General features: G+C 38.1%; 30 protein-coding genes and 1 pseudogene. 27 read left to right on the top strand and 4 right to left on the bottom strand.

Annotation, left to right across the window (positions count from 1 at the left end):
• The first annotated feature begins 71 nt into the window (after positions 1 to 71).
• The gene (locus NIZ91_11120; GenBank protein ID USY53313.1) at positions 72 to 503 is read left to right on the top strand and encodes a GNAT family N-acetyltransferase; all 432 of its coding nucleotides are present in this window, start codon (positions 72 to 74) and stop codon (positions 501 to 503) included.
• Here the strand turns inward: NIZ91_11120 and NIZ91_11115 are convergent.
• Complete coding sequence (locus tag NIZ91_11115) at positions 500 to 940, bottom strand: PH domain-containing protein (protein ID USY53312.1); 441 nt, start codon at positions 938 to 940, stop codon at positions 500 to 502. The genes NIZ91_11120 and NIZ91_11115 overlap by 4 nt on opposite strands.
• A 136-nt stretch (positions 941 to 1,076) precedes the next feature.
• Between NIZ91_11115 and NIZ91_11110 the strand changes: the two genes are divergently transcribed.
• The 19 genes and pseudogenes from NIZ91_11110 to NIZ91_11020 all read left to right on the top strand — a co-directional run bounded on the left by NIZ91_11110 (position 1,077) and on the right by NIZ91_11020 (position 17,146).
• Complete coding sequence (locus NIZ91_11110; protein ID USY53311.1) at positions 1,077 to 1,631, top strand: GNAT family N-acetyltransferase; 555 nt, start codon at positions 1,077 to 1,079, stop codon at positions 1,629 to 1,631.
• Between the two features lie 159 nt (positions 1,632 to 1,790).
• Positions 1,791 to 2,216 carry a DUF5082 domain-containing protein gene (locus tag NIZ91_11105; protein USY53310.1) on the top strand — a complete coding sequence of 142 codons (426 nt, stop codon included), beginning with the start codon at positions 1,791 to 1,793 and terminating at the stop codon, positions 2,214 to 2,216.
• A complete protein-coding gene (locus tag NIZ91_11100) occupies positions 2,216 to 2,476 on the top strand; it encodes a YwqI/YxiC family protein (protein USY53309.1) in 261 nt (86 codons plus the stop codon). The genes NIZ91_11105 and NIZ91_11100 overlap by 1 nt, the downstream gene beginning before the upstream one ends.
• A gap of 18 nt (positions 2,477 to 2,494) precedes the next feature.
• Complete coding sequence (locus NIZ91_11095) at positions 2,495 to 4,585, top strand: T7SS effector LXG polymorphic toxin (protein USY53308.1); 2,091 nt, start codon at positions 2,495 to 2,497, stop codon at positions 4,583 to 4,585.
• A complete protein-coding gene (locus NIZ91_11090; protein ID USY53307.1) occupies positions 4,582 to 5,190 on the top strand; it encodes a hypothetical protein in 609 nt (202 codons plus the stop codon). The genes NIZ91_11095 and NIZ91_11090 overlap by 4 nt, the downstream gene beginning before the upstream one ends.
• Positions 5,191 to 5,475: 285 nt before the next feature.
• A complete protein-coding gene (locus NIZ91_11085; GenBank protein USY53306.1) occupies positions 5,476 to 6,195 on the top strand; it encodes an HNH endonuclease in 720 nt (239 codons plus the stop codon).
• An 18-nt stretch (positions 6,196 to 6,213) separates the two neighbouring features.
• Positions 6,214 to 6,651: an SMI1/KNR4 family protein gene (locus tag NIZ91_11080; GenBank protein USY53305.1), complete on the top strand. Its 438-nt coding sequence runs from the start codon at positions 6,214 to 6,216 to the stop codon at positions 6,649 to 6,651.
• Positions 6,652 to 7,122: 471 nt separating this feature from the next.
• Complete coding sequence (locus NIZ91_11075) at positions 7,123 to 7,380, top strand: hypothetical protein (GenBank protein USY53304.1); 258 nt, start codon at positions 7,123 to 7,125, stop codon at positions 7,378 to 7,380.
• Positions 7,381 to 7,554: 174 nt separating this feature from the next.
• Positions 7,555 to 8,082 carry an AHH domain-containing protein gene (locus NIZ91_11070; protein USY57150.1) on the top strand — a complete coding sequence of 176 codons (528 nt, stop codon included), beginning with the start codon at positions 7,555 to 7,557 and terminating at the stop codon, positions 8,080 to 8,082.
• A complete protein-coding gene (locus NIZ91_11065; GenBank protein USY53303.1) occupies positions 8,079 to 8,567 on the top strand; it encodes a cytoplasmic protein in 489 nt (162 codons plus the stop codon). The genes NIZ91_11070 and NIZ91_11065 overlap by 4 nt, the downstream gene beginning before the upstream one ends.
• A gap of 508 nt (positions 8,568 to 9,075) precedes the next feature.
• The gene (locus NIZ91_11060; protein ID USY53302.1) at positions 9,076 to 9,870 is read left to right on the top strand and encodes an AHH domain-containing protein; all 795 of its coding nucleotides are present in this window, start codon (positions 9,076 to 9,078) and stop codon (positions 9,868 to 9,870) included.
• A gap of 22 nt (positions 9,871 to 9,892) precedes the next feature.
• A complete protein-coding gene (locus NIZ91_11055) occupies positions 9,893 to 10,402 on the top strand; it encodes an ankyrin repeat domain-containing protein (protein ID USY53301.1) in 510 nt (169 codons plus the stop codon).
• 337 nt (positions 10,403 to 10,739) lie between these two features.
• A pseudogene (locus NIZ91_11050) lies at positions 10,740 to 11,003 on the top strand (SMI1/KNR4 family protein).
• Between the two features lie 316 nt (positions 11,004 to 11,319).
• Positions 11,320 to 12,240, top strand: coding sequence for a polymorphic toxin type 15 domain-containing protein (locus NIZ91_11045; protein ID USY53300.1), 921 nt, complete (start codon positions 11,320 to 11,322; stop codon positions 12,238 to 12,240).
• Positions 12,241 to 12,254: 14 nt separating this feature from the next.
• Complete coding sequence (locus NIZ91_11040; protein USY53299.1) at positions 12,255 to 12,797, top strand: DUF1851 domain-containing protein; 543 nt, start codon at positions 12,255 to 12,257, stop codon at positions 12,795 to 12,797.
• Between the two features lie 738 nt (positions 12,798 to 13,535).
• Positions 13,536 to 14,132 carry a DNA/RNA non-specific endonuclease gene (locus NIZ91_11035; GenBank protein USY57149.1) on the top strand — a complete coding sequence of 199 codons (597 nt, stop codon included), beginning with the start codon at positions 13,536 to 13,538 and terminating at the stop codon, positions 14,130 to 14,132.
• Between the two features lie 4 nt (positions 14,133 to 14,136).
• The gene (locus tag NIZ91_11030; protein ID USY53298.1) at positions 14,137 to 14,616 is read left to right on the top strand and encodes an antitoxin YezG family protein; all 480 of its coding nucleotides are present in this window, start codon (positions 14,137 to 14,139) and stop codon (positions 14,614 to 14,616) included.
• A 318-nt stretch (positions 14,617 to 14,934) separates the two neighbouring features.
• On the top strand, positions 14,935 to 16,152 hold the full coding sequence (locus NIZ91_11025) for a T4 RnlA family RNA ligase (GenBank protein USY53297.1): 1,218 nt from the start codon (positions 14,935 to 14,937) through the stop codon (positions 16,150 to 16,152).
• Between the two features lies 1 nt (position 16,153).
• Complete coding sequence (locus NIZ91_11020; protein USY53296.1) at positions 16,154 to 17,146, top strand: AAA family ATPase; 993 nt, start codon at positions 16,154 to 16,156, stop codon at positions 17,144 to 17,146.
• Between the two features lie 38 nt (positions 17,147 to 17,184).
• Here NIZ91_11020 and NIZ91_11015 read toward each other — a convergent pair whose 3' ends face one another.
• From NIZ91_11015 to NIZ91_11005, 3 genes are all read right to left on the bottom strand, one after another.
• Positions 17,185 to 17,553, bottom strand: a complete 369-nt coding sequence (locus NIZ91_11015; GenBank protein ID USY53295.1) for a hypothetical protein — start codon at positions 17,551 to 17,553, stop codon at positions 17,185 to 17,187.
• Between the two features lie 73 nt (positions 17,554 to 17,626).
• Positions 17,627 to 18,511 carry a DMT family transporter gene (locus NIZ91_11010; protein USY53294.1) on the bottom strand — a complete coding sequence of 295 codons (885 nt, stop codon included), beginning with the start codon at positions 18,509 to 18,511 and terminating at the stop codon, positions 17,627 to 17,629.
• A 179-nt stretch (positions 18,512 to 18,690) separates the two neighbouring features.
• Positions 18,691 to 19,038 (bottom strand): hypothetical protein, encoded by a 348-nt coding sequence (locus NIZ91_11005; GenBank protein ID USY53293.1) that lies wholly within the window; start codon positions 19,036 to 19,038, stop codon positions 18,691 to 18,693.
• A 207-nt stretch (positions 19,039 to 19,245) separates the two neighbouring features.
• On the opposite strand from NIZ91_11005, the gene NIZ91_11000 reads away from it, so the two are divergent.
• The 7 genes from NIZ91_11000 to NIZ91_10970 all read left to right on the top strand — a co-directional run bounded on the left by NIZ91_11000 (position 19,246) and on the right by NIZ91_10970 (position 23,145).
• A complete protein-coding gene (locus tag NIZ91_11000; protein ID USY53292.1) occupies positions 19,246 to 20,442 on the top strand; it encodes a GTP-binding protein in 1,197 nt (398 codons plus the stop codon).
• A 15-nt stretch (positions 20,443 to 20,457) separates the two neighbouring features.
• The gene (gene dcd, locus NIZ91_10995; GenBank protein ID USY53291.1) at positions 20,458 to 20,991 is read left to right on the top strand and encodes a dCTP deaminase; all 534 of its coding nucleotides are present in this window, start codon (positions 20,458 to 20,460) and stop codon (positions 20,989 to 20,991) included.
• A gap of 175 nt (positions 20,992 to 21,166) precedes the next feature.
• Complete coding sequence (locus tag NIZ91_10990) at positions 21,167 to 21,427, top strand: metal-sensitive transcriptional regulator (GenBank protein ID USY57148.1); 261 nt, start codon at positions 21,167 to 21,169, stop codon at positions 21,425 to 21,427.
• Positions 21,428 to 21,475: 48 nt separating this feature from the next.
• Positions 21,476 to 21,703, top strand: coding sequence for a sulfurtransferase TusA family protein (locus tag NIZ91_10985; protein USY53290.1), 228 nt, complete (start codon positions 21,476 to 21,478; stop codon positions 21,701 to 21,703).
• Between the two features lie 58 nt (positions 21,704 to 21,761).
• On the top strand, positions 21,762 to 22,238 hold the full coding sequence (locus tag NIZ91_10980) for a DsrE/DsrF/DrsH-like family protein (GenBank protein USY53289.1): 477 nt from the start codon (positions 21,762 to 21,764) through the stop codon (positions 22,236 to 22,238).
• A gap of 16 nt (positions 22,239 to 22,254) precedes the next feature.
• A complete protein-coding gene (locus tag NIZ91_10975; protein USY53288.1) occupies positions 22,255 to 22,542 on the top strand; it encodes a rhodanese-like domain-containing protein in 288 nt (95 codons plus the stop codon).
• A 39-nt stretch (positions 22,543 to 22,581) separates the two neighbouring features.
• The gene (locus tag NIZ91_10970) at positions 22,582 to 23,145 is read left to right on the top strand and encodes a sulfurtransferase TusA family protein (protein ID USY53287.1); all 564 of its coding nucleotides are present in this window, start codon (positions 22,582 to 22,584) and stop codon (positions 23,143 to 23,145) included.
• The last annotated feature ends 33 nt before the right edge of the window (positions 23,146 to 23,178 follow it).

Raw genomic sequence — 23,178 nt, 5'->3', positions numbered from 1 at the left:
CCGCTTTTTTGATAAAATGGAATTATTAGGGTTTGGTTTTATTATTTCATAGTGTAAAAGGGAGTGCAAAGATGAAGGTGCGATCTCTACAAGACCATGATGTTAAAGAGCTAATTCCGCTTATGGAACAGCTTGGTTATCCAACGAATTTTGAAGATCTGCAAGTGAGGCTATCCGCTATTCAAGCTTCGTCAGATTATCATACGCTCATCGCAGAGATAGATGGTGAAGTAGCGGGAATGGCTGGCTTATGTAAAAGCTATTTTTATGAATACGATGGCTCTTATACTCGTATTGTTGCATTTGTTGTTCATGAGAAATTTAGAAGAAAAGCCGTCGGGAAAATGTTGATCAAAGAAGCAGAAAGGTGGGCGAAGAGTCAAGGCTGCATGGCAATTGGATTAAATAGCGGCAACCGAGATGAGCGGCTGGCTGCGCATCTTTTTTATCAAAAAATGGGCTACCAGCCGAAAAGCACTGGGTTTATAAAAGAGATACGTTAAAACTTAAAGGAGCTACTGTTGCAGCGTGCTTTCAACTCTGAAAGAAAAAGATCACGCTTAGCCGGTGAGATTTTTACGCTTCCTAAAAGAGAAGATGTATAAAAGATTTCAATAGCATCCTTTGAAGCGAGAACTTTATATCCCGTAAAAATATTACGAGTTGGGGCTATCTTTGTGATTTCTTCATATGGAATACGAATCTTAAATACCCCCCCTTTAACAATAAGATAATCAGAGTGAAGTTCATACGTCGCAAAAAAACTAGACCATAGCATGACGCCTCCACAAGCTAAAAATAATGCAATAGAAATAATAATATCAAGCAGAATTGTTTCACTGTCTAAAAAAAGAGGAAGAAAAAATACTACGCCAAGGGTTGCTAAAGAAGTGGTTATTAACATACCAAAAAAGCGGTCGATATGAGATCGGAATTTCAAGAAAGCACCTCCGTTCATTTTTTGAAAACGACTTAGTACTAGTTTATACGCTTAATGTAAGGATTTGGTTTCGCTTTTTACTAATGTGAAGTGAAAAAATTAGATTTAGTATATTAGCTAAGAAAGGAAGAAACACATGAACATACCTACATTGGATACGAAGCGGCTCACTCTCCGTGAGTCAAAAGAAAGTGATGCCGTTCATATGCTAAGGTATTTATCTGATCCTGTAGTAATGAAGCATATGGGGTTAGAGCCTTTTCAAACGATTGATGATGTGAAAAGCGAGCTCAGCTGGTACAGAAATATAGTAAATGAAGGTACCGGGATGAGATGGGGCATTACATTAAAAGAAGAAGGCGTCATAATTGGAAGCTGTGGTTTTTTAGATTATGAATCTAGTCATGAAAGAGCGTCAGTTGGATACGAGCTTCATCAGGAATACTGGAGGCAAGGCATTGCAGCTGAAGCTATGAAAGCAGTCATCGAGTATGGATTTTCAAACTGGAAGCTACATCGCATCCAAGCCCTAATTGAACCAGAAAACATATCATCGCAGAAGCTTGTTGAAAAGCTTGGATTTCATCAAGAAGGATTGCTGAGAGAATATGAGCACACGTGCGGAAAATTTGATGATTTGTATATGTATAGCTTACTAAAAAGGGAATGGAAAGAAAGAAGAGCTGACTAAAGAGCGGCTTTTCATTTGTGATTCTTTATACCTATTATTTTGGCGGATTTAAGGGACCGTTGTCTTACTGTGGAAAAAAGAGAAAAATTTCCTATTTCTCTAATCAAGAGCAACTTTTAAACTATAAATATTGGAAAAAGTGGTAAAGAGGTGAACCTCATGGGATTTGAACAAATGCTTCAAAATTTTTCAAGCACAATCTCAGGAAACGTTGCGGATGCTGAAGAGAAAATTCAGCGTTTAAAAACCGCAAAAACAGAGATCGAAAACGAAAAGACACGGTCATTAGTAGAAATAAAAGAAGTAAAGGAACCAGACTTAGGAGATCACTGGAAAGGTGATATATCCACAGACTTTGATGATAACAGAAAGCAAGCATACAACGAAATCAACGATATTATCACGAACGATTATGACGACTATATAAATGCGATTAACCATAAAATCACGTGGTACGAGGCTCAAAAAGGCTTTTATAGCGGTGTTAGCTACCTTGTAAACGAAGCGGAATCTCTTTTAAATAAAGGGGAAGATGCAGTCGCAGATTTAGAGAATAAAATTAGTGAGATTAGGAGAAAGCTATAATGACATCAATCAAGCTCAACTATGAAGACGTCATGCAAAAGCTTGAAGACGTCGAAACAGCCATTCAAAAATTATCGCTCCCAGGAAACTCCGATGTCGGGGATAACAATCTTTCAACCACAAATGAGTGGAAGTCACAGGAAGAAGAGCTGGGAAAGCTTTTAAAAACGTACATCACAGCCTTAGAAAAAAGCGTACAGGACACCAAAGCTAACGTGAAATTATTAAAAGAACAAGACGAAGCCATTGTGCGTTCATAATGAAAAAGGGTGAATCAAATGGGGAAAATATACGATGCAAAGGGCATTTCAACCTTTTCCAAAGAACGAGAAAAAGCGTATAAAAATCTTGAAGACCAGCTGCAGACCCTGCACAAAGCGCTAGCTGCCGTGTCTAAGCTGGATGATAGCCTTCAAGGAAAAGGTGCCGACAACATTAAGAAGTTCTATGAATACCAAGTTGATAACGCAAAGTGTTGGATTGATTTAGTCCAAATGACCAAGTCATATTTCTCAGCGCTGTACGTAAAAGCAGAAGACGCGAACCTAGCAGGAAACACAGTAGTTGACCTATCGTTTTTAGAGCATGATCTTAAACAGTCCGTAAGCCAAGCGAAAGAACTCGTTGCTCAGCAGCGAGAAGATCTTCAAACGATTTTGCATAAAGTGGACGACTTAGTGTCACTGTCTGCGTTTTCTGCCGAAGATTTTAACGATTCAATCGATAAAGCAGAAAAAAAGCGGGATGAAACGGTTGAAGCAGTTGAAAAATTGGATGCAGAGTGGTTAGAAGGTTATAGGCAAATGGAATCAAATTATTTGCTGACACAAGCTGCAACCAACAGCTTACACGGAGCTACGACGCAAGGCGGACAGGCGTATCCAGTTTTATTTGATCAAAAAGCGTATCATGCAAGTGAGTTGTATAAAGTTCAAAAAGAAGCAAGCGAGTACGCAACGAACTACGTGACGTATCATGAAGAAATGAAAAATGTTCACGAGCTGAAAAAAGAAGCGGAGCGCCAAGCGGTTGAAGAAGCTAATAAAAAGTGGTATGAAAAAACGTGGGATACGGTTTCAACCTTTACAGGAGAGGTAACAGGATATTATGATTATAAACGAGCAGCCGAAGGCGTAGATCCCGTTACGGGACGTGAGCTTTCAACATCGGAACGCGTAGCGGCAGGGGCAATGGCAGCGGCTGGATTCATTCCCGTTGTCGGCTGGGCAGGTCGCGCAGCTAAAGGCGGAAAAGCCATCTATGTTACCGCCAAAGGTGTCAACGCTGCTGATCATGCGCTTGATGCGTACAAAACGTCCAAATCGTTTAAAGCGCTTGAACAAGCAGAAAAAGGTCTCTACGGCCTAGTCGCCGCAAACGGCATGTACGAATTCACAACGGGAAAAGACATGTTCGGCAATGCGATCTCCGAAGAGCAGCGCCAAAACAGCCTGTTCCAATCGCTCGGCATTGCAGGCGCAGGTGCCCTATCGACGCGCTACGCAGCCAATATGGGTCAAGCCGTGGTGACAAAAGGAACCGAAAAGCTCACGCAAATGCGCAATACGCTTCGCACAAGTGCGGTTGCCAACGTCACCAAACAAGCGTACCATAGCGTCAAAACCGCGCCCGCATCGTGGACACAGTCATTACATAAAACGTATACGAGTATTTTAGACAGCACCATGCCAAGGTTCATGCCTGAACTAGCGCCAGCCGGTCCAGCGCTTGCCCAGCAGACGGTAAGGGAAACCTTGCAGAACGTGAAGCAGCAAGCGATGCAGATGATTACGCCCATTTACAACCCAAAAGTCAAGCGGTACCAAGACCCAGGGACAGGGAGATTTGTGGCTAATCCGAATGTGGAGCGTGTGGAGAAACCTGTTGGAGTGGAGAAGAAGGGTAAAGAGGTTGAGCTGGTTCGGAATGTTGAGAGTGTTCAGGATGTTTCTAAGGGTACGGGTAATGGTATTACAAAAGACGAATATAAAAATTTGAGGAAAAAGACACCAAGTAACGATGTAAGAAAAATGGTTAATCCAGATGGTCCTAAAGTAGACCCGGTATACGGGTATGAAGTTGATAAGTTTGAAGCAGACCATATTGTTTCAATGAAAGAAATAACTGAAATGGATGGATTTAGTAGGTTAACTAGAGAACAACAAATAGAAATTCTAAATCTAAAAGATAATTTTGTTGGTCTTGGAAAATCTTCGAATGCATCTAAGGGAGCTCATAGTTGGGCTGATTGGAAAGGACATTCTAAGATGGGAGAGGTTCCTGTTAATGTTAGAATGGAAATGCTAGAAAAAGAGAAACAAGCTAGAGAATCTCTAAAAATAGCTATAGAAGAGAGGTTGAAGAAATGAAGAAATTTGAAAAGATTATTATGGGCAAAACCATTATAGTGACTGCCGAAAAAGAATTAGAACCTCAAATAGAAATTTTGTTTGCTATATTAGAACAGGTAGATCGTAATAAATTAATTCATGGATTCTCTTTACAAGTTGGTTGGTCCGTCTATTATTTACAAGAGAGAGAAACCGGGAATTTTATATTGACTACTCCTGATTACTCTAGAAATCCATTTGAAGATATAACAGAAGATTTAACTTTAGCATTGTGGGTACAACTAGAACAAGGTCATTTTTTGAGAAAGATAAATGTCGATGGTTCATCAATAAAATTTAGTGATAAAATCATACTTTCTAAAGGTGTACTAGAACTCGAGAAAATATATTTACAAAGAAATGGAGATGTTGAAAAAGGAGATTCAGGTTGGTATATAGGTCCTATAGAGGATGATAATACTACAGAGTTGTATGCTCTATATGCTTATCAACTACTAAAAATTAAACCGGAGATCATACAAGTTCTTGCTTTACCAAATGACTATATAGTTGTTTTTGAAGGTAATGAAATAAAAGCAGTATTAAACGAAAATGATGTAGATGTTTTTAAAGACTCTTTATAGATGTTATTTACGGAGATCTTAAGTTACACAACTAAATTATACAGGAAGTAAAACATTGAATAAAGCACTTGATTGTCTATCTAGGCAATCAAGTGCTTTATTTATGAAGATTTACAAATTAAAATATATATAATCACTTAGGTTCAAATCAACATTTTGCGGACAACCACCGTTGCCAACGTCACCAAACAAGCGTACCATAGTGTCAAAACCGCGCCCGCATCGTGGACACAGTCATTACATAAAACGTATACGAGTATTTTAGACAGCACCATGCCAAGGCTCATGCCCAAACGAGCCCCAGCCGGTCCAGCGTTTGCCCAGCAGACGGTAAGGGAAACCTTGCAGAACGTGAAGCAGCAAGCGATGCAGATGATCACGCCCATCTACAATCCAAAAGTCAAGCGATACCAAGATCCAGAAACAGGGAGATTTGTGACGAATCCGAATGTGGAGCGTGTGGAGAAACCCGTTGGAGTGGAGAAGAAGGGTAAAGAGGTTGAGCGCGTTCGGAATGTTGAGAGTGTTCAGGATGTTTCTAAGGGTACGGTTAAAGGTAATAAGTTGAAAATAGAAGATTTTACTAAAGAGATATTGGAGACTAAACCAATGAACTCTCCAATACCTGAAAAGTGGTATAAAAAAGGTGGAAGTATCTTCATCGAAAATAATGGTACTTGGACTTATACTAACAAGTCTGGAACATCAGTAAGCTACCCGAATGGTTATCCAGATTTTACACCTTTTATGCATCCAAATGTTAAGCCTGTAAAAATAGAAGTTCATTCGCCTAAAAATAATCCGAAAGATTTTGAAAATGCCAACAAAGCAGCTAGACTTACAAAAGATACTGATCCACCAATAATAGATATTAGAAAGCCGCCAGACGGTTATACGTGGCATCATCATGAAGATGGAAAAACAATGATGCTAGTAGATGAAGATATCCACAGAGAGTTTAGGCACATTGGTGGTCAATCAAAGGTTAATGGGAAAAATAAGTAATGATATAGGAGTGAGAGTATGACCAAAATGCTTAGTGTAAATCCAAAAGTTTCTTTACAGGGTATAAAACAGTTTGAACAAGAGTATGAAGTTACGCTACCTAAGCAATATGTTGATTTTCTACTAGAATACAATGGAGGATTTCCTCAAGAATCTAACTTTAAAATCTCGGATGATGAAGGAGAAAGTATAGTCAATAAGTTTTATGGAATTGGCGATATGAAAAGTAATTTAGGTAAAGTATTTGAGGTATTAGAAGGAGAAATACCAGAAGATTTTATTTCAATTGGTAATGACCCTGGAGGAAATGAGATTTTATTAGGAGTTAGTGGAGAGTATCAGGGAAAAGTATATTTTTGGATTCATGATATAGAACCTGAAGACGAAATGGACAATATGTTTATCCTTGCAGATAGTTTTACTGGGTTCTTTAATAACTTATATGAATCAGAATAATGGATACTTATAGAAAGCTACATTTAAAGGCTGAACTTTTCATAATAATATAAATACGAATGATAATTAGGCAAGATGACATTTTAAACATACGCTGTATTTATTGCAGGGAACAAACCAAAATCTTACGAAATTAAAGAGCCTCGTGGGTTTACAGCTAGAATTAGTAATGAATTACGTTATAAAATTAAAAGAAAGCACTTGATTGCCTAAATAGACAATCAAGTGCTTTCTTTATGTAAAGGTATAAATTAAAATATATAATGCTTAGATTTACCATTCGAACAAGCAGAAAAAGGTCTCTACGGCCTAGTCGCCGCAAACGGCATGTACGAATTCACAACGGGAAAAGACATGTTCGGCAATGCGATCTCCGAAGAACAGCGCCAAAACAGCCTATTCCAATCGCTCGGCATTGCAGGCGCAGGTGCCCTATCGACGCGCTACGCAGCCAATATGGGTCAAGCCGTGGTGACAAAAGAAACCGGAAAGCTCACGCAAATGCGCAATACGCTTCGCACAAGTGCGGTTGCCAACGTCACCAAACAAGCGTACCAAAGCGTCAAAACTGCACCGGCATCGTGGACACTGTCATTACATAAAACGTATACGAGTATTTTAGACAGCACCATGCCAAGGCTCATGCCTGAACTAGCGCCAACCGGTCCAGCGCTTGCCCAGCAGACGGTAAGGGAAACCTTGCAGAACGTGAAGCAGCAAGCGATGTAGATAATCACACCCATCTACAACCCAAAAGTCAAGCGATACCAAGGCCCAGAAACAGGGAGATTTGTGGGGAATCCGAATGTGGAGCGTGTGGAGAAACCTGTTGGAGTAGAGAAGAAGGGTAAAGAGGTTGAGAGCGTTCGGAATGTTGAGAGTGTTCAGGATGTTTCTAAGGGTATAGATAATGCTAATAGACTTATTCCAGGTACTCCTGGAAACCCTACCTCAGGAGACCCAACTAAATTAGGTAAAAACTTACTAGAGTCAATGGGGTTACCTCGCTCTACAAGTTGGAAAGGTTATCAAGCACAACATATAATTCCTTCTCAATTAAATAAACATCCAGTTATTAAAAAAATTGGAATGGAAATGAATGACTCTACAAACGGTATATTTTTACCTATACCTTCTGACGATGTTAGTAGTCTATCTAGACATAGAGGCTTTCATAGCGTTTATAACAATGTTGTAAGAAAACAGCTTGATAAAATGGATGTTAATCAAGGTATAGCAGTGTTAGAAAAACAAGTATATGAACTACAACAAAAGCTAAAAAAGGGAGTGGAAAATGGATTACCGTTATATAAGACTAAAATAAATAATATTGAGGAATTTTACAAAAATGGTAAAAATAAAAACCTGCCTATTTGGAACAGAGGCGGTGGAGCAACAGAAGAGTTATGGGAAAGGTGGTTATCTAAATGAAATTTGGTGAAAACACTCAATTAGTAGAAGAAGTAATGGATTTTATTCGTAATAATAAGATGTTTAATAAGAATAACTTTCATGTAAATAACTTAGAGGTAATAAATGATTTCAGTGAAGCTCAAAACCTTGCCTGGTCTCAGGACTCAAGTGAAGTTGATATTTTATGGGAATATGTTAAATCACAGGAAGCAGAAAGTATTGTTGAAAAGGTATATAATTTGGATTTAGTAACTCAGCAAGATGATTTATATGATTTTTTTAGTGACCATGACAATTACTCGAATGACTTTCTTCCTTTTGATTATATTGATATTAATGAGGAAGTTGAGGGAGACCTCACGATGTGTGCATTAAATCGATTAGTTAATGGGAAAACAGATAATTTTTATGAAAAAATCTTTGAAGTTTATAAGCAAGGAGGTTGGCCTTGTGGGTGGAAGGGGACATACCCTATTGGTGAAATTATTGTGTATGTGCCTTAAATTAAAAGAATTTCAAACCTTGATGGGCAAAGTACCTTTCAAGGTTTCTTTTTTGTGGTGGGGCTACCTAGTGACTGTGGATTTTTGGGATATTGTAGATGAATGGATTGTAATAGGCCTTCAAGACAATTAAAAAATATATATAAATATTTAGAAGAAGCAATAATAGGAGATTAGACATTTTAAACTTATGAAGTATTGTTACAAGGAACAAACCAAAATCTTACGAAATTAAAGAGCCTCGTGGGTTTATAGATAGAATTAGTAATGAATTACGTTATAAAATTAAAAGAAAGCACTTGATTGTCTATCTAGGCAATGAAGTGCTTTCTTTATGAAGATTTACAAATTAAAATATATATAATCACTTAGGTTCAAATCAACATTTTGCGGACAACCACCGTTTCCAACATAACCAAACAAGCGTACCAAATCGTCAAAACCGCGCCCGCATCGTGGGCACAATCCCTACATAAAACGTATTTTAGACAGCACCATGCCAAGGCTCATGCCTGAACGAGCCCCAGCCGGTCCAGCGCTTGCCCAGCAGACGGTAAGGGAAACCTTGCAGAACGTGAAGCAGAACGTGAAGCAGCAAGCGATGCAGATGATTACGCCCATTTACAATCCAAAAGTCAAGCGGTACCAAGACCCAGAGACAGGGAGATTTGTGGAGAATTCGAATGTGGAGCGTGTGGAGAAACCCGTTGGAGTGGAGAAGAAGGGTAAAGAGGTTGAGCGCGTTCGGAAGGTTGAGCCGGTTCAGGGCGGTTCTAAGGGTACGGGTAATACTGTTAATGATTATATTGATGATATAATTGTGAATGGGAATGTTGATGTAACTAAGATGAATAAGCTTAAAAATGCTATACAGAATAATACTTTTAGTGTAGATGAGCTGTCTGAAATTAGAAAAAGGATGTCTGAATTAGGCATTACTAAAGAATATGATGAAGCATTAATTAAAATGGATTTTGGTAAGTATCTCAGAGGACTAATAGGTGACCCACCTACTGCTATGATAAATCCTCATGCACATCATATTCTATTTAAAAAAGGTCTTGGTCAGAAGCAGCAAGAACTGGTTCGAGAAGGTCAGGAAATATTAAGAAGGTATGGGATAGATCCAATAATTGGGGAAGAAAACCTTGTCTGGGCACCAAATGCCGTAGTAGGACAACATAGTCTTGATGCTCTAGAGTTAGTAGTTAATCGATTAAAGGCTATTGAAGAAATGGGCGGTGACTTTGATGATATTGTTGAAGCGCTTGAAGATTTAGGAGACATAGCTAGTACAAGGTAGCAGGAATATAGGAGGTAATATTATGGATGAAAAAAGTCTAAATAAAACCATAAGAAATGCTATTAAGGTTGGTGATATTAACGAAGTAAAGCGTTTAATAGGTGATAATCCAGAATCTTTACATTCAATGACACCATTTGGTACGTGGTTACATGTTGCAGCAAAGAAAGGGAATTTTGGGATAGTAGAATATCTAATCCATAAAGGAATTGATGTTAATACAAAAGGTGATATATTTGACGCTTCTCCTTTAAGAGTGGCTGCTGGAGCGGGGCATATGGAGATAGTAAAGTATTTAATAGAGTCTGGTGCAGAATTAGATGTAAGTTTAGCAAAAAGAAATCCGTTATTTGGAGCAATTTATGGCGGGCATAAAGAAGTAGCTGAGTTTCTAGTTGAAAAAGGAATAGATATTTCAATTAGATATACTGGAGAGAATATTAAGAATATGGATGCATATGAATACGCTAGACAATTTGGGCAAACAGAAATCGCTGAATATCTAAAGCAGAAGATGGAGGAAAAAGAATAAAATAGTGTTATAGTTGAGTAGACTGAAAATTTTGAAAATAATATGCTCAGCAGTTTAGAGATGAGATTAAAAATTGAATCATTAATAAAGCACTTGATTACCTTTTAGGTAACAGGTGTTTTTTTATGAAACAATTATGCTTTGGATAATATGAATGATGCTTTTCTGAAATTCATAGCTCATGAAGGTAGTACCATCATGGAGTATGGATTTTATAATTGGATTTTGTGAGAAGTACGATAAACAGGCAAGATGACATTTTACATGCTAAGAGGACTTATAATACTGCAAGACCCACAAACTAAAGATAATGACAAAGCTCGTAATGCTAAAGATTAGAATTATGGATCCAGATACTATAGCTGATATTACTTTGAGAGAAGGTATTTACGAGTTTGATCCAGATTTAGAAGGAATATATGAGGAGGATGATAAATTAGTATTTTATGAAGTAAACGAGGGTGTATATTTAACTCTTGATTTAAATACTCCTCAACAAACTCCTATATATTTTCTTGAAACCCAAATTGCTGGTTCATTGGGGGAATTTATAAGAAAGGTTGATGAGGATCCAGAGTACTTTATGGATATGGCTAATTAATACTTCGGGCTCTCAGCAATAAAATATAGAAGTAAGCGTAAAATAGTCCACACATACTACTCACGTATGGGCTGTTATGCTTGAAAAGTTGTTTTAGAGGTAATGAAATAAAAGCAGTATTAAACGAAAATGATGCAGATGTTTTTAAGAATCTTTATAGATTTTATTTATGGAAATCTTAAGTTACGCAACTAAATTATATAGAAAGTAAAGCATTAAATAGAGCACTTGATTGTCTACTTATGGCAACAAGTGCTTTCTTTATGAAGACTTACAAATTAGAATATACATAATCACTTAGGCTCAAATCAACATTTTGCGCACAAGCACCGTTGCCAACGTAACCAAACAAGCGTACCAAAGCGTCAAAACCGCGCCCGCATCGTGGACACAGTCATTACATAAAACGTATACGAGTATTTTAGACAGTTTAGACAGCACCATGCCAAGGCTCATGCCTGAACGAGCCCTAGCAGGTCCAGCGCTTGCCCAGCAGACGGTAAGGGAAACCTTGCAGAACGTGAAGCAGCAAGCGATGCAGATGATCACACCCATCTACAATCCAAAAGTCAAGCGATACCAAGACCCAGAAACAGGGAGATTTGTGGCGAATCCGAATGTGGAGCGTGTGGAGAAACCCGTTGGAGTGGAGAAGAAGGGTAAAGAGGTTGAGCTGGTTCGGAATGTTGAGAGTGTTCAGGGTGTTTCTAGGGGTACGGGTAATGTAAAGCATTTAGATGATGTACCAAGAATAAAAGAAGTTGAAGTTAATTTTAAAAGAAATGATAAACATGACTCCGAAGAGTTTGCAAGACAATTGAAAGACCAAGAAAAAGGTATGAATGAACTAACAGTTGATGAGTATTTAAAAAATCGTGAGAAGTATATTGAACAAGGGCGTGCAATTGAAGGTAACGCTGCACAACAAGCTGCTAGGGAAGAAGCTTATGTACAAAAGATAAATGAACTACAAAGAGAAGGATTAACGTTATCGAAAGCTAAGAAACAAGCTAAGGAGTGGTTAGATACTCAAGCTGCACTTCACAACCCAGACCAGATAGCAGGAGGAAAGGCAGAAGTAATAGGAGGTTTGGGAGATAAGAGAATAAATTCATCAATAGGTAGTCAATGGCGATATAGGATTGATATTGTTGATGAACAAATCAAGGAATTAGCAAAAAGTATGACACCAGAACAACTAAAAAATACTTATTTGAATGTGAAATTAACACATTAGTGGGAGGAGTATAAATGGAAAAATACTTAAAAGATTTTAAATTGCATAAAAAAGTTCCGAGTGAAATCATTGAAAAATATATGCAACTGGTACCAAACGAAATTATAGATTTATGGAGTAATTATGGATTTGGTACATTTATGCAAGGGTATTTTAAAAGTTTAAATCCAGAGGAATTTAAAGAGATTTTGGGAGAGAGTAGTCAAAGATACAAGGATTCAGTTGTGTTGTTTGCTACAGGTATGGGTGACCTAGTTATTTGGTCAGATGGATATGTTAGACTACTTAATTACAGGTATGGTGTGGTAAAGACAATTATGTTTACATTTGAATTTTTCTTTCAAAATATTAATGATTTGGAATTTAGAGATGAGGATTTGTCTTGGCAACCTTACCCCGAAGCCCTTAAACAATATAGTGAGTTGGATTATGATGAGTGCTTCGGCTATACACCGCTATTAGGTTTAGGTGGAGCAGAAAAAGTAGAGAATCTAAAAAAAGTCAAACTGAAGGAACATATTCTTATTATTACTGAATTTATGGGACCAGTTCAGTAATATTCGGGAGTATGTTACAGAATTAACTATAAGCACTTGATTGCCTTATTAGGAATCAGGTGTTTTTGTTTTCTTTTTAGAAATCTTAACTGTGTACGATATTGGATATTGCTTTACTGAAATTCATAGCTCATGAAGGTAGTACCATCATGGAGTATTGATTTTATATTTGGATTTTGTGAGAAGTACGATAAATAGGCGAGATGACATTTTAAACATACGCTGTGCTTATTACAGGGAACAAACCAAAAACTTACGAAATTAAAGAGCCTCGTGGGTTTATAGATAGAATTAGTAATGAATTACGTTATAAAATTAAAAGAAAGCACTTGATTGTCTATCTAGGCAATGAAGTGCTTTCTTTATGAAGATTTACAAATTAAAATATATATAATCACTTAGGTTAAAATCAACATTTTGCGGACAACCACCGTTTCCAACATAACCAAACAAGCGTACCATAGCATCAAAACCGCGCCCGCATCGTGGGCACAATCCCTACATAAAACGTATACGAGTATTTTAGACAGCACCATGCCAAGGCTCATGCCTGAACGAGCCCCAGCCGGTCCAGCGCTTGCCCAGCAGACGGTAAGGGAAACCTTGCAGAACGTGAAGCAGCAAGCGATGCAGATGATTACGCCCATTTACAACCCAAAAGTCAAGCGGCACCAAGACCCAGAGACAGGGAGATTTGTGGCGAATCCGAACGTGGAGCGTGTGGAGAAACCCGTTGGAGTGGAGAAGAAGGGTAAAGAGGTTGAGCGCGTTTGGAATGTTGAGAGTGTTCAGGGTGTTTCTAGGGGGACAGTTAAAGATAATATTATAAAGGAAATAAAAGAAATTGATTTCGGAAAACATATAATAAGAGGTAAAAACGGAAAAAAACAGTTACTTCCAAATGCAAAGTATGTAACTAATGATGATTATAAATATACTACCGATGAACTTGGGCGTATAGTCCATGTTGAGGCTCCTGAACTTATATTAAAAAAGGCTGATAGAAATAAATATGCACAAGCGAATGTAGGAGATAAAGATAGATTATCAGATGATGATGGTGGTCATTTAATAGGAGCTCAATTTAATGGCCCTGCGGATATAGATAATCTTGTACCACAAAATAGTCAGATTAATAGGAGAGGTGGAGTTTGGTATAATATGGAGACAGAATGGGCAAATGCATTAAAAGGGGTGCCTCCTAAGAATGTCTCCGTTAATATTAAACCAATTTATTCAAGTAACTCAATGCGACCAGATTCATTTACTATAAGATATCAAATTGAAGGAAAACGACAAGTAAGGTTAGTGATACAAAATAAATCAGGAGGTTGAGAATATGAGTTTTGAAAATGAACTAAATGAATTATATAAACAGATAGCTCAGCAAGTTAACGATTTAATTCCAATTGAATGGAGCGACTTTTATTTCAATGGAGAAGTGAAGGATAAAGAAGGGGGGGTATTCTTCTTTTTTACCCCTATTGACAGTAATGAACCAGTTTATTCTCATGATATCCCAGATATTTATCCTATAGATGAGAGTGTCCATGATGAAGAGATGCATAAATTGTTTGAACTAACAGTTAAACTGCAACAGGTTTTTATTGATAATGACCAAGAACCTTGGTTTTCAGTGACATTATTACTTAATTCATTTGGAAAACTAAATGTACATTTTGATTACTCAAATTGGCATGATAGCGAATTTGGTCCGGCAGCTAGAATTGAGTATTTTGAATATAAATATGTAAGTCAAAATAAAGAACAGCTAGATTTAGATTTAATAGAGAGAATGAAGAAATTTGAAGAAAAGTAAACAATTAAGCACTTGGTTACCTTTTAGGCAACAGGTGCTTTTGTTTTTGGTGAAGTAAGAACAACATGAATGAGACCAGGTTGGACTTCAAATTTCATAAAGGTGTTATCATAATGGAATGTTGATTTAATATTTAGGTTTCATGAGAAGCACGAAATAAGTGAAAAAACAATCTAACCTTACCAGAAGAATATAAAAAATTTATAAAACAGTATAATGGCTAAACACCTATAAAGAGCAATATTCTATTAAATTAAAAATATGTTATTATTTTCATAACGAAACAACGGAATGATTTAGAATAAGGGAGAGAAGAACATGGCTTCTTGGAATCCAGTTTTACAGCTAGTCACAGAGATTAAAAGAAAGTACGTAGCTTCGTTTGGCTTGGATACATATGATTTTAAAACGTGGATTGCAAAGCTTGGCAAGCAGGAGTATCACGATATATTTGACTGTTTGCATATAAATCAAAAAGATGAGTTTATGCTCATTCGCTACGACTTAACGGAAGTTCAACAGCAAATGTGGGAAGATCCCAATTCAATTTACCGAGAGTGTCGCAGCGTTGTGATTGATGTAAAAAGAGAAGAGCTGGTGTTAACGCCTTTTCGCAAGTTTTTTAACTTAAATGAGGTGGAGGAAAATCAGCTAGAGAGGATTGCTGAGAAATTTCGTTCAGCACAGACTGTTGAAGTAGCCAATAAGCTGGACGGTTCGATGCAAAATGCGCGTTGGTATAATGGTCAACTTTTCGTAGCGGGAAGTATGGCGCTTGATGCAAGAGATTCTTGGCGATTGGCTGAAGGCTACGCGATGCTGACTGAAAGCTATGTTCGTATGATTCAGTCTCGTCCGGATTTAACGTTCATCTTTGAGTACATTTCCAAAAAAGATGCTCATGTTGTGGTGTATGAAGAAAAAAATGAAGGCATGCATTTAATTGGAGCAAGGAGCGTAGAAACGGGTGAGCACCTCCCTTATCACAAGCTAATTGAGCTAGCCGACCACTGCGAGATTAAAGTAGTTGATCTGGAACAAAAAACGTTAGAACAGCTGCTTGTAGAAATGAAGCAGGTAAGATCAAACGAAAAAGAAGGTTGGGTTATAAACGTAGACGGTCACTACGTAAAGGTTAAATGCGATGACTATGTGAACATGCACCGCTTATTAGACCGAGTTTCGTCTGTGAACGTCATTATTGAAGCCATTGCGAACGAAGCGTTTGATGATTTAGTGTCAAAGATTCCAGATAGCTACAAAGAGCGAGTGAATAACGTCGCAAACCTTATTTTTACCTATTTAAAAAAGACAAAACAACAAATTAATGAGTGGTACGCAAAAGCTCCCAAGAAGACGCAGAAAGAGTTTATGATTTGGGTAGAACAAAATGTTCCTCAGCACATTAAGCCGTATGTGCGAAGCGAGTATTTAGATGTGAAATATAACTTGCTGAAAAAAGGCAAGCTTGGCTACAAGAAAATGTCAGAGTTAGGGTACCGTGAATTCGTTTCAGAAACAAAAGAAGGTGAGTAAGATGGAAAATAAGCTCGGGGAATTAATTATGCTGGTGGGTCTTCCCGGAAGTGGGAAATCCACATTAGCTGAAGAACTAAGGGCCACTAAAAAATATGTTCACTTATCTTCTGATAACATCAGACAAGAGCTGACGGGTGATGTGAATAATCAAGACGAAAATAGAAGGATATTTGAAGTGATGAATGAGCGAGCCATGGAGCTCTTAAAAAGCGGTCAGCATGTGATATATGATGCGACAAACGTTCATCGCAAACGGAGAAAGCATTTGATTACTCAAGTGTTCAAAGCAAGTAAAAAAAAAGCGTACTATTTAAATGAACATATTGACGAAGTGAAATCACGCAATCAACAACGTTCGAGAGTGGTGAAAGAGGAATCTATTAACAGGATGTATAAAAGTGTTCATATTCCTGTTGAAAACGAAGGTTGGGACGAAGTGGTCTATGTTTCAGCTAAGGAGCGTCAACTTAATGAACATAAAGAAGCTTGTGAAAAGCTTTTTATCCAGTACTTGCCCCATGATCAGTTATTTTCAGAACTAGCGCGCTATATACCAGACTTTAACGCGATTATTGATTTACCGCAAGACTCAAAGTATCACAGTTTTTCTGTTAGTCGACATACGTATTATGTTTATCAGTATATACAAGAGCACTATTCAGGCCCTAACAAGCTGGTTCTTTTGTGGGCAGCCCTGTTTCATGATCTCGGAAAAGGGACGTGTAAGTCGTTTGTGAACTACAAAGGAGAAGAAACAAAATATGCGAGTTTTATCGGTCATGACTATGTTTCTTCCCAGCTGGCAGCTTATTGGCTGACGGTGCTTGGGTACGAAGACGAGCTCGTTAAACATGTGTCTGCACTCACTCAGTTTCATATGTATCCGATGGATATAGGCGATAAGAAGCTAAAGGAATTGAATGAGCTCCTTGGAGCGGAGCTTTTTCATCAGCTCATGATTTTGCATGAGGCAGATATACAGGCTAAATAAAAATAAGCAGCGAGGCAGAAGCCAGCTGCTTATTTCTATTAACCTTTAATCCTATCAAACGACGTTTCTTTACCATTTATAAAGACTTTAAGCGTATGATTAGGCGAATCTAAGCTAAGTTTATAGATAAACGGCTTTTTTGTTTTGCTTTCAGATTCTGACTCATCCAGCTCAATGGTGATTACGTCATCTTTCTGTTTAAGGTCTGCTGATACTCGTTTAGATGTTTGATAAACAAGATACGTTTGATTGTCACCGTCTTGAATGAGCTGAAGATCATATGCAGCCTTTGCTTCTTTTTCAATAGACTTTGGAGCGCCTTTCACTTCACTTATGCTTACTGTAGAGCTGTTACAAGCTGAGAGTATAATGGCAGTAAGCAACCCGAGCATCATGTTTTTTCTCAACAACGCACCTTCTTTTTACCTTTGTTTTCCAATTATTATAAGGGAAGGGTGAGTATTTGTAAATATTTTCTTTTTATAGACGAACTTCATAGCGCTCTTTACGCTTTAAACTTGGAAAAGCAATGCCAACTAAAATAAGAATAACGCCCATCCATTGAATAGAAGCAACCGATTCATGTAACACAAAAGTGGACATAAACACAGCGGTTGGCAGTTCTGAAGCACTTAGAATAGCACCAAGATTTCCACCGACTTTTGGCATGCCAATATTAAACAGAATCGGAGGAAGCAATGACCCGAATAACCCCATTAATAGCCCATACATCCATAGATGTGTAGATACGAGTTCTTCCACCATAAACGTCGGTGGCATAACAATAAAGATAAGAAGCGCAGCACCGGTTGTCATGATGGCACTTTTGCGGATTGGATGAATCGAAATAGACGTGCGTCCGCTAAAAAAGATAAAAAATGAAAACGATACGGCAGCAAGCAGACCAAAGAGTATTCCTAGACCTGAAAAAGCAATCGTACTTTCAGCAACGCCGGATGCTAAGAGTGAACCTACCATAATAATAGCCGCTGCTACTAGCTGCTTAGAAGTAGGTGCTTTCTTGTCAAACACGTATTGTAAAATCATGCTAATCCATGTGAACTGTAGTAAAAGAATAATGGCAAACGACGCGTTGATGTAGCTAAGCGCGTAGTTGTAAAAAATCCCTGTTAGTCCCATTGGCGTCCCGCTGAGCAGTAAAACAGCCCAATTTTTTTTCCGAAGAGGACTTTTGGGCACAAAGCTAGCCAGTATCCAAAGCAGAAGTGCACCTAGTAGATACTGACTTCCTGTTAAGGCATTCACACCAAACCCCGCAGCGTATCCAAGCTTCACAAAAGTTGAGACAACACCATACGAGCACCCACCTAAAAAGACAAGGAGAGCATAAAACCATAAATTCATAAAAATCCTCCTTTAAACAATACAAAAGCCACCCATCTCCGAGGAGATGGGTGGCGAAAAATAGCAGTAAAAAATCCACCTGCTGCAGGAATTGCAGCTTTTAAGGTATGTAACTAGCTTTATTATAAAACGGAATAGATCTGCTATCAAGATAAAAAGCGTGGCGTACACCACGTTGTTTAAGCACGCTTCTTCAGCTGCAGGTTGCCTTTAGTAAATAAAATTTTAGCATTCATTGATTCATACAGGGCATAAACAGGATATCCAAATGCCAAGAACACAATAGCGGTCGGCACTTTTTCCACAATTGGAAAGTAACCTGTTAGAAACTCTTTTATAAAAATGCCAAGAAAAATAAAAAGTGGAACCATAATAACGGCACCTGCTAACAGGAATGGCGTCATTTTTGTTTCCTTTAATTTAGCCTTACAGTGAGGGCATGCCATGGTAAAAGGAGTTGAAAACTCTTCAAAGTGTTCAACCGTAATATCTTTCTGGCAACCCGGACAAGGTGTTGATGATTTCATTTCTTTGTTCCTCTCTAGTAAAAAAAGTATAAATGCTTTCTAATTATAATGAGTCTTTATGCTTATGTACACTCTTTTTTTAGACTGAAAGCGGTTGATTGTTAAAAGGCGTTCCACAAATACTTCTTGCGTTCCACAAAAAAAACATAGTATAGTATAATTTAAATCGTAATGATTACGATTTAAATTAATGAGGAGGTATTTGATATGAAAAAAATACCGGTAACAGTACTAAGTGGTTATTTAGGATCGGGGAAAACCACGTTATTAAATCACGTGCTCCAGAATCGTGATGGCCTTCGCGTAGCGGTGATAGTAAATGACATGAGTGAAGTAAATATAGACGCAGAGTTGGTGAAGCAAGGTGGGGATTTATCGAGGACAGAGGAAAAGCTCGTTGAAATGTCAAACGGATGCATTTGCTGCACGCTTCGAGAAGATCTGTTAGTTGAGGTTGAAAAGCTTGTTCAAAGAGGAAACATTGACTACATATTAATTGAATCAACAGGAATTAGTGAGCCGGTTCCAGTTGCTCAAACATTTTCGTATATAGATGAAGAGCTAGGCATTGATTTAACACAATTTTGTACATTAGACACGATGGTAACAGTTGTAGATGCCAATCGCTTTTGGCATGACTTTCAATCTGGAGATTCATTGTTAGACCGTAAAGAAGCGCTCGGTGAAGAGGATGCGCGTGAGATTGCAGATTTATTAATTGATCAAATTGAGTTTTGTGATGTATTGCTTTTAAATAAGTGTGACCTTGTTGATGAAAAAGAGCTTCAAAAGCTCGAAGGAGTGCTTCGTACACTTCAGCCAACTGCCAAAATCATTCGCACAACTCATTCAAAAGTTGATCCTACCGAGATTTTAAATACGGGCTTATTTGATTTTGATACGGCAAGTGCATCAGCAGGATGGCTTCGTGAATTAGAAGGAGGACATCATGAGCATACGCCTGAAACAGAAGAGTACGGAATTGGTTCATTTGTATATGATATCAAGCGTCCGTTTCACTCTGAGCGCTTTGTGACATGGGTTAATAATCTGCCAAAAGAAATTGTCAGAGCAAAAGGAATTGCTTGGTGTGCTACGCAAAATAACGTTGCGCTTCTAATGTCACAAGCCGGTCCATCTGTTAGTATTGAACCCGTGTCATATTGGGTAGCGTCGCTTCCAGCCCTTGAACAAGAGCAGATTATTCGCGCCAATCCACATTTGCTAGACACGTGGGATGAAACATATGGTGATCGCCATACAAAGCTTGTTTTTATTGGAATTGATTTAAACCCTGAACAAATTATGAAGCAAATTGATGCATGTTTATTGACAGAAGAAGAAATGAAAGGGAACTGGAAGGATTTAAAGGATCCCTTTACATGGGAGCTACAGAAAGCATAAAAAGGAGAATAATGCGTGATTTTATCAGATAAAACGATTAGTGAAAAGCTGCATAGTAAGAAGCTATCCATTGAACCTCTTACAAGTGAGCAGATCCAGCCTGCATCTGTTGACTTACGCCTGGGATTTAGCTACTTAAAGGTGAAAGAACATCAAGTTGGACTTATGTCTTTAGATGAAAAAATACAGTATGAGCATTTTGAAAATGAAGAGGTGATCATTCCACCCCATTCCTTCTTGCTGGCAACAACGCTTGAATACATTCGTCTTCCTGAGAATGTTACTGCTTTTGTAGAAGGAAGAAGTTCCATTGGACGAATGGGCTTGTTCATTCAAAATGCAGGATGGGTGGACCCAGGGTTTGAAGGTCAAATTACGCTGGAATTATATAATGCCAATCGGTTGCCAATTAAGCTTGTGAGCGGTCGGCGTATTTGCCAACTTGTGCTTGCAGAGATGGATCAAGCAGCTCAGCAGCCTTATAAAGGAAAGTATCAAAAACAGCGCAACGCAACCGGAAGCCGTATTTTTTTAGATGAGGACGTTTAACCTAGAAGCACTTATATCAATGATATAAGTGCTTTGTTTTATGGATGATCAAGCTTTAACAAAGGTGTAAATGGTCGGCACATTTATCGTTTTAAAAAATATGTTGACAATTATACCTATAGGGGTATATTATGTGAGTAACGAAACACAGCACTTCAAAAAAGGAGGAACGCTGATGGAATATACGACTCAAATTCAAAATCGTGTTAAGCGTATAGAAGGTCAGCTTCGCGGCGTTTTGCGCATGATGGAAGAAGGAAAAGACTGCAAGGAAGTTATAACGCAGCTTTCCGCAGCACGATCAGCGATTGACCGTACAATGGGTCTTGTGGTGAGCACAAACCTAGTAGAATGTGCGCTTGAAGCAGAAAGAACAGGCGAGTCTGTAGATGAAATGATCCAAGAAGCCGTTGGATTACTAGTGAAAAGTCGCTAATTTTTTTAGAATAAAATATACCCCTGTAGGTAAATGGAGGAATGGGAAATGAACGTAACAAAACAATTAGACGCAAAAGGTTTAGCATGTCCAATGCCAATTGTACGAACAAAAAAAGCAATGAACGAATTACAAACGGGTGAAGTATTAGAAGTTATTGCGACTGATAAAGGAGCAAAAAGTGACTTAACAGCGTGGGCGAAGTCAATGGGACACAGAATCGTTAAAGCAGAAGAAACAGATAACGTACTATCATTTTGGATTCAAAAAGGCTAAATTTTTTTAGAATAAAATATACCCCTACTGGTATTAGTAATTTAAGGAGGACATAGAAATGGTAAAGAAAAGAACAACAATTGTATTATTCAGCGGTGATTACGATAAAGCCATGGCTGCTTATATTATTGCAAACGGAGCAGCAGCATATGATCATGAAGTAACCATCTTCCATACGTTCTGGGGGTTAAACGCTCTTCGTAAAGAAGCAATGGTCCCAACTAAAAAAGGATTTATGGAAAAAATGTTCGGTAAAATGATGCCTCGCGGCGCAGATAAGATGGGGCTTTCAAAAATGAACTTTGCAGGAATGGGATCTAAAATGATTAAAAGCGTCATGAAAAAGCATAATGCAGTTCCATTACCAGACCTAATTGATATGGCAAAGGAACAAGATGTGAAACTTGTAGCATGTACAATGACGATGGACTTATTAGGATTACAAAAAGAAGAGTTAGTAGATGGAATCGATTATGCTGGTGTAGCTGCTTATTTAGCAGATGCTGAAGAAGGTAATGTAAACTTATTCATCTAATGAAGGAGGACGATTTATGAAAGAGATTTTAGCAAAAGAAGTTGAAAATAAATTAAATGAGCTAACAGTCCTTGATGTGCGTGAAGCAGCTGAGGTAGCGGAAGGTAAAATTCCTAACGCTCTTCATATTCCTTTAGGGTTAATCGAATTTCGTATGAATGAGCTGGATAAAAACGTTGAGTACACGGTGGTGTGCCGCTCAGGTGGGCGCAGCTCTCAGGCAGTTTGTTTTTTAGAAAATCAAGGATTTAAGGCTCAGAACATGACGGGCGGTATGCTCGTATGGGAAGGGCCGACAGAATAAAAAAATTTACAGGTTAGTATACCCTAGGAGGTAATAAAGATGAAAGCTAACGTTATTTTAGATGCAAAGGGCTTAGCTTGCCCAATGCCAATTGTCAAAACAAAAAAAGCAATGAATGATGTAGAAGCAGGACATGTGCTCGAAGTACAGGCAACCGATAAAGGTTCAAAAGCGGATTTACAGGCATGGGCAGAGCGTACAGGTCATCAGTATTTAGGTGTCATTGAAGAAGGCGATGTGTTAAAGCACTTCTTGCAAAAATCATCTAATGAGGAAGCAGTTGAAAAGAAATATCCATACCTCGTTAGCAACGATGAACTAGAAGCAAAATTAGCAGCTAACGAATCCATTCTTATAGTAGATGTGCGAGAAGAAGCAGAATATGGATTCCGTCATATTCCAAATGCCGTTAATATTCCACTAGGAGACCTAGAGGCACGTATGAATGAGCTTGATAAAAGTAAAGAGATATTTGTTGTTTGCCGTACAGGAAGCAGAAGCGATTTAGCAGCTCAAAAGCTGAGCGAAAGCGGATTTACAAGCGTAAAGAATGTTGTACCTGGTATGAGTGAATGGTCAGGAGAAACGAAATCATTAGCATAAATTTTTTTATCAAAATAAATACCCTGAGAGGTA

Origin of the sequence: Bacillus sp. 1780r2a1, assembly GCA_024134725.1 — a bacterium.
Lineage (GTDB): Bacteria > Bacillota > Bacilli > Bacillales > Bacillaceae_H > Priestia > Priestia aryabhattai_A.
This window is presented reverse-complemented; position numbering and strand designations above follow the sequence as displayed.